The organism is Pantoea sp. SGAir0430, from assembly GCF_043549295.1.
In genome coordinates this window covers 2,645,615-2,660,923 of sequence record NZ_CP039427.1, presented here as the reverse complement: position 1 = coordinate 2,660,923, position 15,309 = coordinate 2,645,615, and the positions used below count along the sequence as shown (strand labels likewise).

Below are 15,309 nucleotides of genomic sequence, written 5' to 3'. Positions count from 1 at the left end.
TTTGGTCTGAGAGACCGAAAGAATTTTCAGCTTGTGACGGAAAAATTAGCGGAAACGAAAGATTTTGCGCTGAGGCAAGGCGGCAGGCCGAAGGAAAGGAAGGAGCATACACGAGTATGTGACTGACTTTACGAGGGCGGCCAACGCGGCATCAGTGAAAAAGATTCGTTTCGCGCACCAGAATTTGCCTGGCGGCAACAGCGCGGTGGTCCCACCTGACCCCATGCCGAACTCAGAAGTGAAACGCCGTAGCGCCGATGGTAGTGTGGGGCCTCCCCATGCGAGAGTAGGGAACTGCCAGGCATCAAATAAGTAAAAAAGCCCCGGACGAGAGTCCGGGGCTTTTTTACGTCCGTACTTCAGCAAATTTCCCGCCAAAAACCCTCTCCATAACGACTTATTTAATCCTGAAAAAATTCTAACGCGCTCTTATTCCGACCTTATTGCTGCTGCTCACCGCGCGGCGCTCGCGGCTATTGCCGTTCAATGCTGAAACAATTTCATAAACCGCATGAAGACTCGACATCCAGCGGCAGCCAGGCTAATCTCGGGCATCTGGATGTCTAAACGTTTATATGGTTATCAGCAAGAGGTCAGCAGGTTATGCCAATCAGGATCCCCGACGAATTACCGGCAGTGAATTTTTTGCGTAATGAGAATGTCTTTGTCATGACCTCATCGCGCGCCAGTGTTCAGGAGATTCGTCCGCTTAAAGTGTTGATCCTTAACCTGATGCCTAAAAAAATTGAAACCGAAAACCAGTTTCTGCGCCTGCTCTCTAACTCGCCGCTGCAGATCGATGTTCAGCTATTACGCATCGACAGCCGCGAGTCGCGCAACACGCCAAGCGAGCATCTGAACAACTTCTACTGCAACTTCGACGATATCGCCAACGATAACTTTGACGGCCTGATTGTCACCGGTGCGCCGCTGGGGCTGGTTGATTTCAATGATGTTGCCTACTGGCCACAGATTCAGCGCGTGCTGCACTGGGCGAAAGAGCACGTCACTTCTACCCTGTTCGTTTGCTGGGCGGTGCAGGCGGCGCTTAACATCCTGTATGGCATTCCTAAACAGACGCGACAGAACAAGCTGTCTGGCGTCTATGAGCATCAGATCCTTCATCCGCACGCGCTACTGACGCGCGGTTTTGATGACAACTTCCTGGCACCGCATTCACGCTATGCTGATTTTCCCAGCCAGCTGATTCGTGACTATACCGATCTCGAGCTGTTTGCCGAATCAGAAAGCACCGGTGCCTATCTGATGGCGAGTAAAGACAAGCGCCTGGCCTTTGTTACCGGCCATCCGGAATATGACGCTCTTACGCTGTCGGGTGAGTACCATCGGGACTACGAGGCCGGCCTGCACCCTGAGGTGCCGTTCAACTACTTCCCGCAGGACAACCCCGAATTGCCGCCGCGCGCCACCTGGCGTAGCCACGGCAACCTGCTGTTCTCCAACTGGCTCAACTACTACGTCTACCAGATTACGCCATTCGATCTGCGTCACATGAATCCAACGCTCGAGTAAAACGCCTGCTAAAAGCGCGTTTAAACCTGCCGTGACAGCCGCGTGTTGTCGCGGCTTTTTTTTGCCTTTTTCTATGATGGAACGTATTGCCTTTATTTCGTGAGATTAAATTACATTTAAATCAGATAAATAAAATCAAATAAACACTAAAATGGAAATAGTTTTTGAAATTAAAATAAAAATGATTATGCTCTGATCTTGCCGGTTAAAAAACACCCTACAGCCCGATCCTGTCGTTAGAAAAAGGATCAAACCAGGAGGCAGCCCGCATGACAGACACGGTTATCAGCCCGACACTGACCTTTAGCCAGCCCTTTACCCACGCGGAGAAGCAGCTGCTCACGCCCGAAGCCATTGATTTCCTGCACTCGCTGGTAGTGCGCTTTGCACCCGAGCGCGAGCGTCTGCTGAAAGCGCGTCAGCAGCGCCAGCAGCGCTACGATCAGGGGGCGTTGCCAGATTTCGATTCGGAAACCGCTTCCATTCGGCAAAGTGACTGGCAGGTGAGGCCCATTCCTCAGCTACTGCGCGATCGCCGCGTCGAAATCACCGGTCCGCCAGATCGCAAAATGGTGATCAACGCGCTGAACGCTAACGTCAAAGTGTTCATGGCCGATTTTGAGGATTCGCTGGCACCGACCTGGCAAAAACTGCTTGATGGCCAGCTGGCGCTGCGCGATGCGGTTAACGGCACGCTGAGCTTCACCAGCGAAAACGGCAAGATCTACCAGTTACGATCCGATCCGGCGCTGCTGATGTGCCGGGTTCGCGGCTTACATCTGGATGAGAAGCATGTTGAGTGGCGCGATCGGGCCATTCCCGGCGGGTTATTCGACTTTGCGCTCTATCTGTTTCACAACGTCACCGCGCTGCTGGAGAAGGGCCACGCTCCGTGGTTCTATCTGCCGAAAACCGAGCATGCGGCGGAAGTGGCATGGTGGCGGGAAATCTTCCGTTTCAGTGAAGATCGTTTCGATCTGCCGCGCGGCACTATCAAAGCCACGGTACTGATCGAGACGCTGCCCGCGGTATTCCAGATGGATGAGATCCTGTGGGAACTGCGCGATCACGTGGTTGGCCTCAACTGTGGTCGCTGGGATTACATCTTCAGCTACATCAAAACGCTGGGCCAGCATGGTGACCGCATTCTGCCGGATCGTCAGCAGATCAGCATGGACCAGCCGTTCCTCGAGGCTTATTCGCGCCTGCTGATCAAAACCTGCCACCGGCGCGGTGCGCTGGCGATGGGCGGCATGTCGGCGCTCATCCCGGCCAAAGACGCTGAACGCAACGCCTGGGTGATGCAGAAAGTGCAGGAGGACAAAGCACGGGAAGCGGGCAACGGCCATGACGGTACCTGGGTCGCCCATCCCGGCCTGGCGGATATCGCCATGGCGGAGTTTGACCGTCAGCTGGGCGATCGCCCCAATCAGCTGCACGTCAGTCGTGAACAGGATACGCCGATCACCGCCGAGCGCCTGCTGCGCCCGTGCCGTGGTCAGCGCACCGAAGCCGGGATGCGCGCCAACATCCGCGTTGCGCTGCAATATCTGGAAGCGTGGATCAGCGGCAATGGCTGCGTGCCTATTGATGGGCTGATGGAGGATGCCGCTACCGCGGAGATTGCCCGCACCTCCATCTGGCAGTGGATTCACCACAAGCAAATCCTCAGCGATGGTCAGCTGGTGACCGCCGCGCTGTTCGAACAGTTTCTTGATGAAGAGCTGGCGGCCCTGCGCCACAGCCTGGGTGACACGCGCTTTGACGCCGGTCGCTATGAAGATGCGGCTGCGCTGATGGCGCAAATCACCACCGACGAACAACTGGTTCCTTTCCTCACCCTGCCGGGCTACCGCCTGCTGCCCTGACTCTGGAGATACTGCTATGTCAAATCGTACCCAACAGATCGCTCAACTGGAAAACAGCTGGCTGGCATCACGCTGGCAGGGCATTACCCGTCCTTACAGTGCCGAAGAGGTCATTAACCTGCGCGGCTCCGTCAATCCCGCCTGCACGCTGGCGGATCGCGGCGCGAGAAAGCTGTGGGCACTGCTCAACGGTGACGCGCGCAAAGGCTATATCAATAGTCTCGGCGCCCTGACCGGCGGGCAGGCGGTGCAGCAGGCGAAAGCCGGTATTGAGGCGATTTATCTCTCCGGCTGGCAGGTGGCGGCCGATGCAAACCTGGCCGGGCAGATGTATCCGGACCAGTCGCTGTATCCGGTCAATTCGGTGCCGAACGTGGTGGAACGCATCAACCAAAGCTTTCAGCGCGCCGATCAAATCCAGTGGGCGAGCGGACTGTCGCCGGACGATGACGGCTTTATCGATTACTACCTGCCAATTGTCGCCGATGCGGAAGCCGGATTTGGCGGGGTGCTCAATGCTTTTGAGCTGATGAAAGCGATGATTCAGGCCGGCGCCGGCGCGGTGCACTTTGAAGATCAGCTGGCGGCGGTGAAGAAGTGCGGACACATGGGCGGCAAAGTTCTGGTGCCGACACAGGAAGCGATTCAGAAACTGGTGGCGGCGCGGCTGGCGGCCGATGTGATGGATGTGCCCACGGTACTGATTGCGCGCACCGATGCCGACGCTGCCGATCTGATTACCTCCGATTGCGACGAGCGCGATGCGCCGTTTATCACCGGGGAACGGACCGCTGAAGGCTTCTTTCGCACCCATGCCGGTATCGAACAGGCGATAGCCCGTGGCCTGGCGTATGCGCCGTATGCCGATGTGCTGTGGTGCGAAACTTCCACGCCGGATCTGGCGCTGGCGCAGCGCTTCGCCGAGGCGATTCACGCGCAGTATCCTGGCAAGCTGCTGGCTTACAATTGTTCGCCTTCGTTTAACTGGAAGACGAATCTCGACGATCGCACCATTGCCCGCTTCCAGCAGGCGCTGAGCGAGATGGGCTACCGCTTTCAGTTCATCACTCTGGCCGGCATTCACAGCATGTGGTTCAACATGTTCGACCTCGCGCACGCTTATGCGCAGGGCGAAGGCATGCGCCACTACGTGGAAAAGGTGCAGCAGCCGGAATTTGCCGCACGCGAACGCGGCTACACCTTCTCTGCGCATCAGCAGGAAGTGGGCACCGGATATTTTGATCGCATCACCACGGTGATTCAGGGCGGCAGCTCGTCGGTCACCGCGCTGACCGGCTCCACCGAAGCCGCACAGTTCTGATCAGCGTACTCGCGGTGCGCAGCATGGCGCACCGTTTCACTGGCTCACGCTTGCCGGAGATTGCCGATGTCACCGAGAGAATCCCTTATCGCCCACACGATTCTGCAGGGTTTTGATGCGCAGTACGGTCGCTTTCTCGACATTACCGCAGGCGCGCAGCAGCGCTTTGAACAGGCGGACTGGCAGGCGGTGCAGCAGGCGATGAAAGCGCGTATCCATTTGTACGATCATCACGTCGGGCTGGTCGCCAATCAGTTGCGCATCCTCAACGAGATGGCCGACTGGGATGACGCCTTCTGGCTGCGGGTGAAAAGCCACTATGCCACGCTGCTGCCGGGCTATCCGCGTCATGAAATTGCCGAAAGCTTTTTTAATTCTGTCTATTGTCGCTTGCTGGGGCACAGCCACTTACTGCCTGAGCGGCTGTTTATCCTGCCGTCACAGCCGTACGCGCCCGCGCCGCCGGCGCAGCGACCGCTGTCGCGCCTGTACCGGCCGCAGCACAGCTGGCATGAGACGCTGCGTCAGGTATTGAATGACATTCCGTTGCGGCTGACGTGGCAGGATCAGACGCGCGACATCGGCTGGATTGTGCGTCATTTGCACGAGCAGTTCAGCGCGGCACAGCTGGCCAATGCCACGCTGGACGTCGCCAGCGAGCTGTTTTATCGCAACAAAACCGCCTGGATTGTGGCGCGGCTGCAGCTGAGCGCGGGCGAGATTGTGCCGTGCCTGCTGCCGATCCAGCGCGACGATGCCGGCCGGTTGTGGATTGATACCTGTCTCACCGACAGCAATGACGCCAGCATCGTGTTTGGCTTTGCCCGCGCCTATTTCATGGTGTATGCGCCGGTGCCGGCCGCGCTGGTGGCCTGGCTGCAGCCGATTTTGCCGGGCAAAACCCTCGCCGAGCGCTATATGGCGATTGGCTGCCAGAAACACGGTAAAACCGAATGCTATCGCGAATATTTAGATTACCTGGCGCACAGTCAGGAAGCATTCACCATCGCACCCGGCGTGCGCGGTATGGTGATGCTGGTATTTACGCTGCCCGGTTTTGATCGGGTATTTAAGGTGATTAAAGATCGCTTCGCGCCGCAAAAAGAGGTGACGGATGCGCAGGTGCGCGCCTGTTACCGGCTGGTCAAAGAGCATGACCGCGTCGGGCGCATGGCTGACACCCAGGAGTTTGAGCATTTCGCCATCCCGCGCGCGCGCATTCCGGCGGCGCTGATGGCGGAATTTGAGCGCGAGATTCCGGAAAAAATCGAGCTGCGCGATGACGTACTGATCATCCGCCACTTATGGCTGGAGCGTCGTATGCAGCCGCTTAACCTGTGGCTGATGCAGGCGACGCCGGAACAGCGCCAGCACGCCATTGAGGAGTACGGCGATGCGATTTGTCAGCTGGCGGCGGCCAATATCTTCCCCGGCGATATGCTGTTTAAAAACTTCGGCATGACGCGCCATGGCCGCGTGGTGTTTTACGACTATGATGAAATCCGCCCGATGACCGAGCTGGTGTTCCGCGATGTTCCGGCGGCGCGTTACGAAGAGGATGAGCTGCAGGCCGAGCCGTGGTACAGCGTCGGGCCGGATGATGTGTTTCCGGAAACCTTCCGCTACGCGCTGTGCAGCGAACCGGCGACCGGAAAACTGCTGCAGGCGCTGCATCCGCAGTTGTTCGATCCTGGCTGGTGGCGCGCCCTGCAGGCGCGGATCCGTGCCGGGCATATTGAAGAGGTGATGGCGTGGCGCGCCGGACAGCGTTTCAGCGCGCGCTACGCGTCAGTGGCCGCCTAGCGGCCGGCATAGCTCAGCGTCACCTGCTTCGCCGCGCGGATCACCAGCGCCCCGAGTTCGGTAATGCGGTCGTCGGTCATACGCGCCAGCGGGCCGGAGATGGAGATGGCGGCAAACGGTTCGCCGTGTTCATCATAAATCGGTGCCGCCACACAGCGCAGGCCGAGCGCGTGCTCTTCGTCGTCGTGCGAAAAACCCATCTTACGGATCAGCGCCAGATTCTCCTTCAGGCTATGCGGCGACATCAGGGTTTTCGGCGTGTAGTGATGTAATCCCTTCTGATGCAGCAGGGCGGTGACCTGATCATCGCTAAGGTGAGCGAGAAACGCTTTGCCGGCACCGGACGCATGCATCGGCAACTTGCCGCCAATCGGCGCTGACATGCGCATCAGCTGGGTGCACTGTACCTGGTCAATAATCACCGCCTGATAATCACTGAGATCCAGCACCGCCAGATTCACGGTTTCGCCGGCTTCTTCCATCAGCCGGCGCAGAATCGGGTGCACAATCGCCAGCAGATTGCGGCTCTGCAGAAAACTGCTGCCGACCACAAAGGCATGAGCGCCAATGGTCCATAAACCGAGGTCGCCCACCTGATGCACAAATCCCTGCTGCTGCATGGTGGTCAGCAGGCGATGAGTGGTGGAGTTGGGAAGCCCGGCCTGTTGCGCCAGCTCGGTCAGCGCCACGCTACCGTGTGATTCGGCAATCAGCTCCAGCAAACGCAGCCCGCGCGTCAGAGATTGTACCTGGCCGCCGGCAGGGGCACTGGCCACCGGAGCCGTACGGGGTTTTTTGCCGCGTTTCGCGGGCGCAGGGGTTGCCATAACATCTCCACAGTCATTGCAGGTATGGAAACCATTTTCGTTTTTAATGGTATGAATGCAAACGCTGGCTGACTGGTCGGATCTGCTGGTCACTTTGCCGCCGGTGGCCGCAAACGGGTGACTTTTGCTCATTTGAAAGTTGTGCCAGTATGACTGGCTGGCATTTAGCCAGCGTAATGACGTGGATGGGGCAAGAGTGAGCAATAAAACCGCAACGCTACAGCAGCAGCTGGCACAACGCATCATGATTCTGGACGGTGGTATGGGCACCATGATCCAGAGTTACAAACTGGATGAGCAGGATTTTCGCGGCAGCCGCTTCGCTGACTGGCCGTGCGATGTGAAGGGCAATAATGACCTGCTGGTGCTGAGTAAGCCGGACGTCATTCGCGAAATCCACGATGCTTACCTGGCGGCTGGCGCGGATATTCTCGAAACCAACACCTTCAACGCCACCCCGATTGCCATGGCCGACTATGAAATGGCCGCGCTGTCGGCGGAGATTAACTTCGAAGCGGCGAAACTGGCGCGCGCCTGCGCCGACGCGTGGACGGCAAAAACGCCCGATCGCCCGCGCTACGTTGCTGGCGTGCTCGGCCCGACCAACCGCACCTGCTCGATCTCGCCTGACGTCAACGATCCCGCGTTTCGTAACATCACCTTCAATCAGCTGGTGGACGCCTACCGCGAATCGACCCATGCGCTGATTAGCGGCGGTGCTGACATCATCATGATCGAAACGGTGTTCGATACCCTGAATGCCAAAGCGGCGATCTATGCGGTACAGAGTGAGATGGAAGCGATGGGCGTGACGCTGCCGCTGATGATCTCCGGTACAATTACCGATGCGTCAGGCCGTACGCTCTCCGGCCAGACCACGGAAGGATTCTACAACTCACTGCGCCACGCGGAGCCGCTGTCGTTCGGCCTCAACTGCGCGCTTGGCCCGGACGAACTGCGCCAGTATGTGCAGGAGCTGTCGCGCATTGCCGAAGGCTATGTCAGCGCCCACCCCAACGCCGGTCTGCCGAATGCCTTCGGCGAATATGACCTTGATGCGGCGACGATGGCGGCGCAGATTGGCGAGTGGGCGCGCGCCGGTTTCCTCAACATTATCGGTGGCTGCTGTGGCACCACGCCGCAGCACATTGCGGCGATGGCGGCAGCGGTCGAGGGCGTGCCACCGCGGCCGCTACCGGAAATAGCCGTCGCCTGCCGTTTGTCTGGCCTCGAACCGCTCAATATTCAGGCCGATTCACTGTTCGTCAACGTGGGTGAGCGCACTAACGTGACCGGCTCGGCCAAATTTAAGCGCCTGATTAAAGAAGAGAAGTACAACGAAGCGCTGGACGTGGCGCGCCAGCAGGTAGAAAACGGCGCGCAGATTATCGATATCAATATGGATGAAGGCATGCTGGATGCGGAAGCGGCCATGGTGCGCTTTCTCAATCTGATTGCCGGTGAGCCCGATATTGCGCGTGTGCCGATCATGATCGACTCCTCGAAATGGGAGGTGATTGAGAAAGGCCTGCAGTGCATTCAGGGCAAAGGCATCGTCAACTCCATCTCGATGAAAGAGGGCATCGAGCCGTTTATTGCGCACGCGCGCAAAGTGCGGCGCTACGGCGCGGCGGTGGTGGTGATGGCGTTCGACGAAGTGGGCCAGGCGGATACCCGCGCGCGCAAAATTGAGATCTGCCGCCGCGCCTACCACATCCTCACCGAAGAAGTCGGTTTCCCGCCGGAAGACATCATTTTCGACCCCAATATCTTTGCCGTCGCCACCGGCATCGAAGAGCACAACAACTACGCGATGGATTTCATCGGTGCCTGTGAAGACATCAAACGCGAACTGCCGCACGCGATGATCTCCGGCGGCGTCTCCAACGTGTCGTTCTCGTTCCGCGGTAACGAACCGGTGCGCGAGGCGATTCACGCGGTGTTCCTCTACTACGCCATCCGCAACGGCATGGACATGGGCATCGTCAACGCCGGTCAGCTTGCAATTTATGACGATCTGCCGGCGGAGCTGCGCGATGCGGTTGAGGACGTGATCCTCAACCGGCGCGACGATGGCACCGAGCGACTGCTGGCGCTGGCGGAGAAGTATCGCGGCAACAAAGGCGAGGGTGAGCAGGACAAGCAGCAGGCCGAATGGCGCAGCTGGGACGTGGTGAAGCGGCTGGAATATTCGCTGGTGAAAGGCATCACCGAGTTTATCGAGCAGGACACCGAAGAGGCGCGCCAGGCCGCGGCACGGCCGATTGAAGTCATTGAAGGGCCGTTGATGTCCGGCATGAATGTGGTCGGCGATCTGTTTGGCGAGGGCAAAATGTTTCTGCCGCAGGTGGTGAAATCGGCGCGCGTGATGAAGCAGGCGGTGGCCTACCTCGAACCCTTTATCCAGGCGAGCAAAGAGGCCGGCCGCAGCAACGGTAAAATCGTGCTGGCGACGGTAAAAGGCGACGTGCACGACATCGGCAAAAATATTGTTGGCGTGGTGCTGCAGTGTAACAACTACGAAATCATCGACCTGGGCGTGATGGTGCCGGGCGACAAAATCCTGAAAACCGCGCGTGAGGAAAACGCCGACATCATCGGACTTTCCGGCCTGATTACCCCGTCGCTCGACGAGATGGTGAACGTGGCGAAAGAGATGGAGCGCCAGGGCTTTACGCTGCCGCTGCTGATTGGCGGGGCCACCACCTCGAAAGCGCACACGGCGGTGAAGATTGAGCAGAATTACAGCGGCCCGACGGTCTATGTGCAGAACGCCTCGCGCACCGTCGGCGTGGTCTCATCGCTGCTGTCGCCCACGCTGAAAGAGGCGTTTGTGGCGCGCACGCGTAAAGAGTACGAAACCGTGCGGATTCAGCACGCGCGTAAAAAGCCGCGCACGCCGCCGGTCACGCTACAGGCCGCGCGCGATAATCATTACGTCATTGACTGGCAACGCTACACGCCACCGGTGGCGCATCGCACCGGCGTCAGCGCAGTGGAGGCCAGTATCGATACGCTGCGCAACTACATCGACTGGACGCCGTTTTTTATGACCTGGTCGCTGGCCGGCAAATATCCGCGTATCCTGGAAGATGAGGTGGTGGGCGAAGAAGCCACACGGCTGTTTGCCGATGCCAATGCGATGCTGGATAACCTCAGCGCGCAGGGCACGCTCAGGCCGCGCGGCGTGGTCGGCATTTTCCCGGCTAACCGCGTCGGCGACGACATTGAAATCTACCGTGACGAGACCCGGCGCGAGGTGCTGTGCGTCAGCCATCATCTGCGCCAGCAAACGGAAAAAACCGACTTCGCCAACTACTGTCTGGCGGACTTCGTGGCGCCGAAATCCAGTGGTAAAGCGGATTATCTCGGCGCGTTTGCCGTCACCGGCGGGCTGGAGGAGGATGCGCTGGCGGCGGCGTTCGACCAGCAGCACGATGATTACAACAAAATCATGGTGAAAGCGGTGGCGGATCGCCTGGCGGAGGCGTTTGCCGAATACCTGCATGAGCGCGTGCGTAAGGTGATCTGGGGCTATGCCGCCCATGAAAATCTCAGCAACGACGAGCTGATTCGCGAAAATTACCAGGGCATTCGTCCGGCGCCGGGCTATCCGGCCTGTCCGGAACACACCGAGAAGGCACAAATCTGGCAGCTGCTGGATGTGGAGCATCACACCGGCATGAAACTGACCGAATCTTTTGCCATGTGGCCCGGTGCCGCGGTGTCCGGCTGGTATTTTAGTCATCCGGAGAGTAAATATTTCGCCGTGGCGCAGATTCAGCGCGACCAGGTGGAAGATTACGCGGCGCGTAAAGGCATGAGCGTCAGCGACGTGGAACGCTGGCTGGCACCGAATTTAGGCTACGACGCGGATTGATGAATTGCCGGCGCAGAGCGCGCGCAATGAAATGCTGGCAGGCGGTCGCCATCAATGGCGACCCTACATGGTTCACGTAGGGTGCGCATTAATGCGCACCGTTAAATGGCGCGGGTTGAACCCCGCGCTACGATTTAATTAAAACGCGCATCGCGATCGGCGGTCAGATCGTACAGCTGGTATTTGCGGCCCAGCATCTGACCACCGTCACGCGTCAGCGGCACCCAGTTCACCTGCGCACGGCCACGGGTTGGCGTGACGGTAAACAGATCCATCGGAATCGAAATATAGAAACCTTTGGTGAAATCCCCTTCGCCATACGCTTCGGCTGACACGTTGGTTTTGGTGGCGTAGAAGCCGACCATCACGCCGCTGTCAAAGCGCTTCGACACATCCAGCGTGACCCCTTTGTCCTTCGCCAGATATTCACCGACGCTGGCTTTCACCAGCACATCCTGCATGAACCACGGACGCCAGTAAGCGGTAAGGTGCCCGGTCGGCGCCTTATAGTCGGTGAACTGCATCATGTTGTCCCAGTCACGCTGCTTCACGTAGTTCGCATCGAGACCGAAAGCCCAGTTGCTGTCCACCGGGCGATACAACAGCTCGCCGCCCACGCCGCCATACATGGTTTCCAGATAGCCACCGTACACCTGGCCGTAGAAGCCATTGCCGAGATAGCGCATGTAGTTGGCCTGCAGATCATTCACGTAAACGTTGTTCTCCACGTAGTCGCGAATGTGGGTGCGCACGCGCGGCAGCGTCGAGTCGGCTGGCGCGCCGTTGTAGTTGAACTTGTCATAGTTGTTGGCGATGTTGCCAAACAGGCTGCCGCCAATCAGCCAGTGATCGGTCAGCCAGTAATCGACATTGCCCATTACGCCGAGCTGATACATGTAGAAGCTTTCCGGACCGCCGACCGACTGGTTCAGCACCGGCGACAGGCTGTAGTTGAGGCGATCCTTACGGATGAAATAGCCCTGTTCGGTGGTGCCCGGATCGATCGGTTCTTCACGCGTCTGCTGCAGCGGCTGCTCGTGGCCGAGCGGATAGCCGCGCAGTTCGTTATTCAGGCTGACCACATCGGTGCGCGTGGTGACCTGCGGCATGTTAAAGCGCGACTCGGTGACTTCAATCGTATCAATGCCAGCCGGCAGATTGTTCATGATAATGCGGTTAGCGCGGTCAACGCCTTCGCGCGTGTCGCGATATTTAGTCTGCTCACCGGAAACGTATAGCGTGCGGCCTTTGGTCTGGATGCGCGGACCATCCAGTCCGGCATTGTATTTCAGATCGGTAAGCTGATTAGCGACCACCGTCGGCTGCAGCAGATCGCCCTGCGGCTGTGGCTGATAAGCCGGTTTTGCGCTATCAAGGTGCGACTGGTGTAACGAATTAAAGTTGGTGCGCACGGTCACGCCAAACATAAAAGTATTGCCGCGCTCGTAGCTGGCGTTGATATCCGCCCAGTCGGTAAGGCGATAGATTGCGCCAACGTTGACCTTACTGCGCTGCTCCAGCCGGCCGGCAAAATCGTCCTGATAATCGTTGCCTTCATACTCCAGCTTGAGACGCAGCGGCTGCCACGGCGTCTGGTATTCGATGCCACCAAACAGTGCCGCCGGGCCGTGGAACATCTGCGAGCCGTTAATGGAACCCGCCGAACCGCCGCCGGTGCGGCTGCAGAAGCTATCGCTGTAGGAGCAGAACGGGTTTTTGATGGTGCCGCTGTTGCCGAGATAGCCCCAGCCCAGCCCGAGACTGAAATCAAACGGTCCCCAGGCTTTACTCGCCACCAGATATTCACTGTCGAACAGGCCGGTACCGCCCAAATCGCGCGAACCGACCGCCACTTCCGGCAGCCAGAAGCTCTCCTGCCACAGGCGCAGTTTCAGGTCGAAGGCTTTGTCTTTATAGCTCTGGTTACCGCTGAAGCCTTCCACCGCACTGTAGCGGCGGGTGCGTACGTCGGTATAGCGCACCGTGGTTTCCAGCCATGGGAACAGCTGCAATGACGCAGAATAGTAGCGATATTGATCATTATCGCGGAAGTTCAGGCTAAATTCGCCCTCTTTTGCCATGCGCGCAGTCGGCGTTTGCATCAGGCCCACGCCGCCAAAATCAGATTGTGAAGGACCGACCGGTTCCGGCCAGGTTTCCGCCTGCACCTGGCATGCGGCGGCGACAGAAGCAGCCAACAGGCTGAGGAGTAATTGTTTTTTCATCAGTCTGGCATCCGGTGAGTCAGAACGGAAAGCATGCGCGCATTCAAATCAGGCTGGCCCCAGGGCAGGCTCCATGTGGAAAAGCCCAGCCAGATGGTGCTGCCAGGCTCAACTTCAACATGCCGCTGATTCCAGTAAGCGATCGGCACCTGCTGCGTCTCACCTGACGGCGCAATCACCGTGGCCACGCTGCGCTCGGCACCCGATAAACGCGCATGCGGCGCGAGGTAGTCACGCACCGTGCGTCCTGGCTGCCAGCTCTCACTGCCGGGATGGCTGAGTGCGCCCATCACCCGTACCTGCGTCGGCGCTGCCACGATGTACAGGTCGTAGCTGCCCTGCAGTTTACGGTTGGCTTCCGGACGCAGCCGCACCCAGTCGGGATCGAGCGAAGTAAACTGGCGCCCGGTAACCTGCAGGGCGCTGAGCTGCTGAATTACGCTGCCGATGGTTGCGGCCAGTGAAGTACCGCTGTCGGCCTGCCAGGCGCGCAGATCCGCCAGCAGCTGAGCGTGCTGCTGCTGCGCCACGGCGGTCGCACCGCGTTCGGCAATCACCGTGCCCGGCCACCAGCTGTGCAGCGCCGGGTTCGTTACCAGTTCACTCAGGGTGCTGGCATGATCGATCTGAAAACTGCGCTGATCGTGCGCAGGGTGTACCGTCACCTGGCTATCCGCCAGCGCGTGGCTGGCCGCCGTGAGGGCGAGTGCCGCCAGCAAAGAATTGATTTTTTTCATGATTTCGCCGGCTTCAGAAGAGTGGTTGCAATCGGGAACTGGTCAGCCGCCAGCATCTGCTGCGCCTGCAGCACCGTACCGTCGCGGTTATCGATCCAGAAGGTGTTCTGCCAGCTGACGCCGGGGCTCTCCATCTCTACCGTTTCGTGCCAGACGCGGCAGGGCACCCGCTCGCCGGCGAGGTTCAGCACTTCATCGTCGCCGCGCTGAAAGGTGGAGTGGGCGGTGGCGGCGCGCACGTTGTCCTGCTCGCGCCACTGCACGACGCGCGTCCACTGCGCGCCATTTTGCAGCCGCAGCCCATCGGCCAGCGGATCCTGCGCCAGGTTACTGACGGCCTGCAGGTTGTCGCGCAGGCCGAGGGTTTTCACCAGGCGGCCGTGCTGCATCACCAGCATGGCTTTATCCTGGGTTACCCATTTCTGCTGGCCGTTTTCCAGGTAGCCCAGCACCACAAAGATGCGCGGACCGTTATCGACGCGCGCATACAGGCTGGCATAGGGCAGAGTAGCGATTTGTTCATCGCTGACGGTGACATCGTCCGGACCGCTGATGGCGAGCATCACGGTCTGTTCGAGGCCTTTTTGCGTTTGTGTGCAAGCCTGCAGCAACAGGCAAAGAAGCAGCAAAGAGAGTCGGCGCACTGTGTATCCCTGTCTCAATAGAGGCAAAAAACAAAAAATAACCACACGACTGTGTGGTTATGTTTAAAGGTGCTACATCAACGAGTGGTGCTCGTTGTGGTAGTGGTTGTTGTACCGGTATTTGCACCGTCGCCACCGCCAGCAGCGGCAACGCCGAGACCCACTAACGCACCGAGTGCGCCGATACCCACAGCGGTGGTCGCACCGGTCGAGATTGCTCCCGCCTGCGCGCCTGCTGCAGCACCGGCTTCTTCCGGTGCGGCAATCGCAGCGGAAGAAACGGCAACGTAAAGTAAGGCTGCACCGGCAACCATCAGTTTTTTCATAACAACGTTTCCTGCATCTTGATAAAACGTGAATGAAGGATATTACCCGTCATACCGTACGCTGCCGTCCGATGGCCGCTGGGCCGCATGCAGCTGGCTAACCGTGGTCAGCGCGCAATAATGTTTCCCGGGCCGCCGGGCGACA

The 15,309-nt window shown here is 58.8% G+C and carries 10 protein-coding genes and 1 rRNA gene; 6 read left to right on the top strand and 5 right to left on the bottom strand.

What is annotated here, in order from left to right; all coding sequences use genetic code 11:
- The first annotated feature begins 187 nt into the window (after positions 1-187).
- The 5 genes from rrf to aceK all read left to right on the top strand — a co-directional run bounded on the left by rrf (position 188) and on the right by aceK (position 6,525).
- A 5S ribosomal RNA gene (gene rrf / locus E7738_RS12655) occupies positions 188-303 on the top strand.
- Between the two features lie 300 nt (positions 304-603).
- Entirely contained in the window at positions 604-1,533 is a 930-nt protein-coding gene (metA, locus tag E7738_RS12650) for a homoserine O-acetyltransferase MetA (RefSeq protein ID WP_031279798.1), read from the top strand.
- Between the two features lie 269 nt (positions 1,534-1,802).
- On the top strand, positions 1,803-3,401 hold the full coding sequence (gene aceB / locus E7738_RS12645) for a malate synthase A (RefSeq protein WP_394515683.1): 1,599 nt from the start codon (positions 1,803-1,805) through the stop codon (positions 3,399-3,401).
- A gap of 16 nt (positions 3,402-3,417) precedes the next feature.
- Entirely contained in the window at positions 3,418-4,722 is a 1,305-nt protein-coding gene (aceA, locus tag E7738_RS12640) for an isocitrate lyase (RefSeq protein WP_394515682.1), read from the top strand.
- A 66-nt stretch (positions 4,723-4,788) separates the two neighbouring features.
- Positions 4,789-6,525 (top strand): bifunctional isocitrate dehydrogenase kinase/phosphatase, encoded by a 1,737-nt coding sequence (gene aceK, locus E7738_RS12635; protein ID WP_104093893.1) that lies wholly within the window; start codon positions 4,789-4,791, stop codon positions 6,523-6,525.
- On the opposite strand, the gene iclR is transcribed toward aceK, so the two are convergent.
- Positions 6,522-7,352, bottom strand: a complete 831-nt coding sequence (gene iclR / locus E7738_RS12630) for a glyoxylate bypass operon transcriptional repressor IclR (protein WP_059012756.1) — start codon at positions 7,350-7,352, stop codon at positions 6,522-6,524. The two genes, aceK and iclR, sit on opposite strands and share 4 nt — an antisense overlap.
- A 244-nt stretch (positions 7,353-7,596) precedes the next feature.
- Here iclR and metH point away from each other — a divergent pair, with 244 nt between their 5' ends.
- A complete protein-coding gene (gene metH / locus E7738_RS12625; protein WP_394516345.1) occupies positions 7,597-11,232 on the top strand; it encodes a methionine synthase in 3,636 nt (1,211 codons plus the stop codon).
- 134 nt (positions 11,233-11,366) lie between these two features.
- Here the strand turns inward: metH and E7738_RS12620 are convergent, their stop codons facing one another.
- The 4 genes from E7738_RS12620 to yjbE form a co-directional block, all read right to left on the bottom strand.
- The gene (locus E7738_RS12620; protein WP_058769990.1) at positions 11,367-13,457 is read right to left on the bottom strand and encodes a YjbH domain-containing protein; all 2,091 of its coding nucleotides are present in this window, start codon (positions 13,455-13,457) and stop codon (positions 11,367-11,369) included.
- A complete protein-coding gene (locus E7738_RS12615) occupies positions 13,457-14,194 on the bottom strand; it encodes a capsule biosynthesis GfcC family protein (protein ID WP_021508033.1) in 738 nt (245 codons plus the stop codon). The genes E7738_RS12620 and E7738_RS12615 overlap by 1 nt, the downstream gene beginning before the upstream one ends.
- On the bottom strand, positions 14,191-14,838 hold the full coding sequence (locus tag E7738_RS12610; RefSeq protein WP_058769991.1) for a YjbF family lipoprotein: 648 nt from the start codon (positions 14,836-14,838) through the stop codon (positions 14,191-14,193). The genes E7738_RS12615 and E7738_RS12610 overlap by 4 nt, the downstream gene beginning before the upstream one ends.
- 77 nt (positions 14,839-14,915) lie before the next feature.
- On the bottom strand, positions 14,916-15,164 hold the full coding sequence (yjbE, locus tag E7738_RS12605; protein ID WP_021508031.1) for an exopolysaccharide production protein YjbE: 249 nt from the start codon (positions 15,162-15,164) through the stop codon (positions 14,916-14,918).
- Positions 15,165-15,309 lie beyond the last annotated feature (145 nt).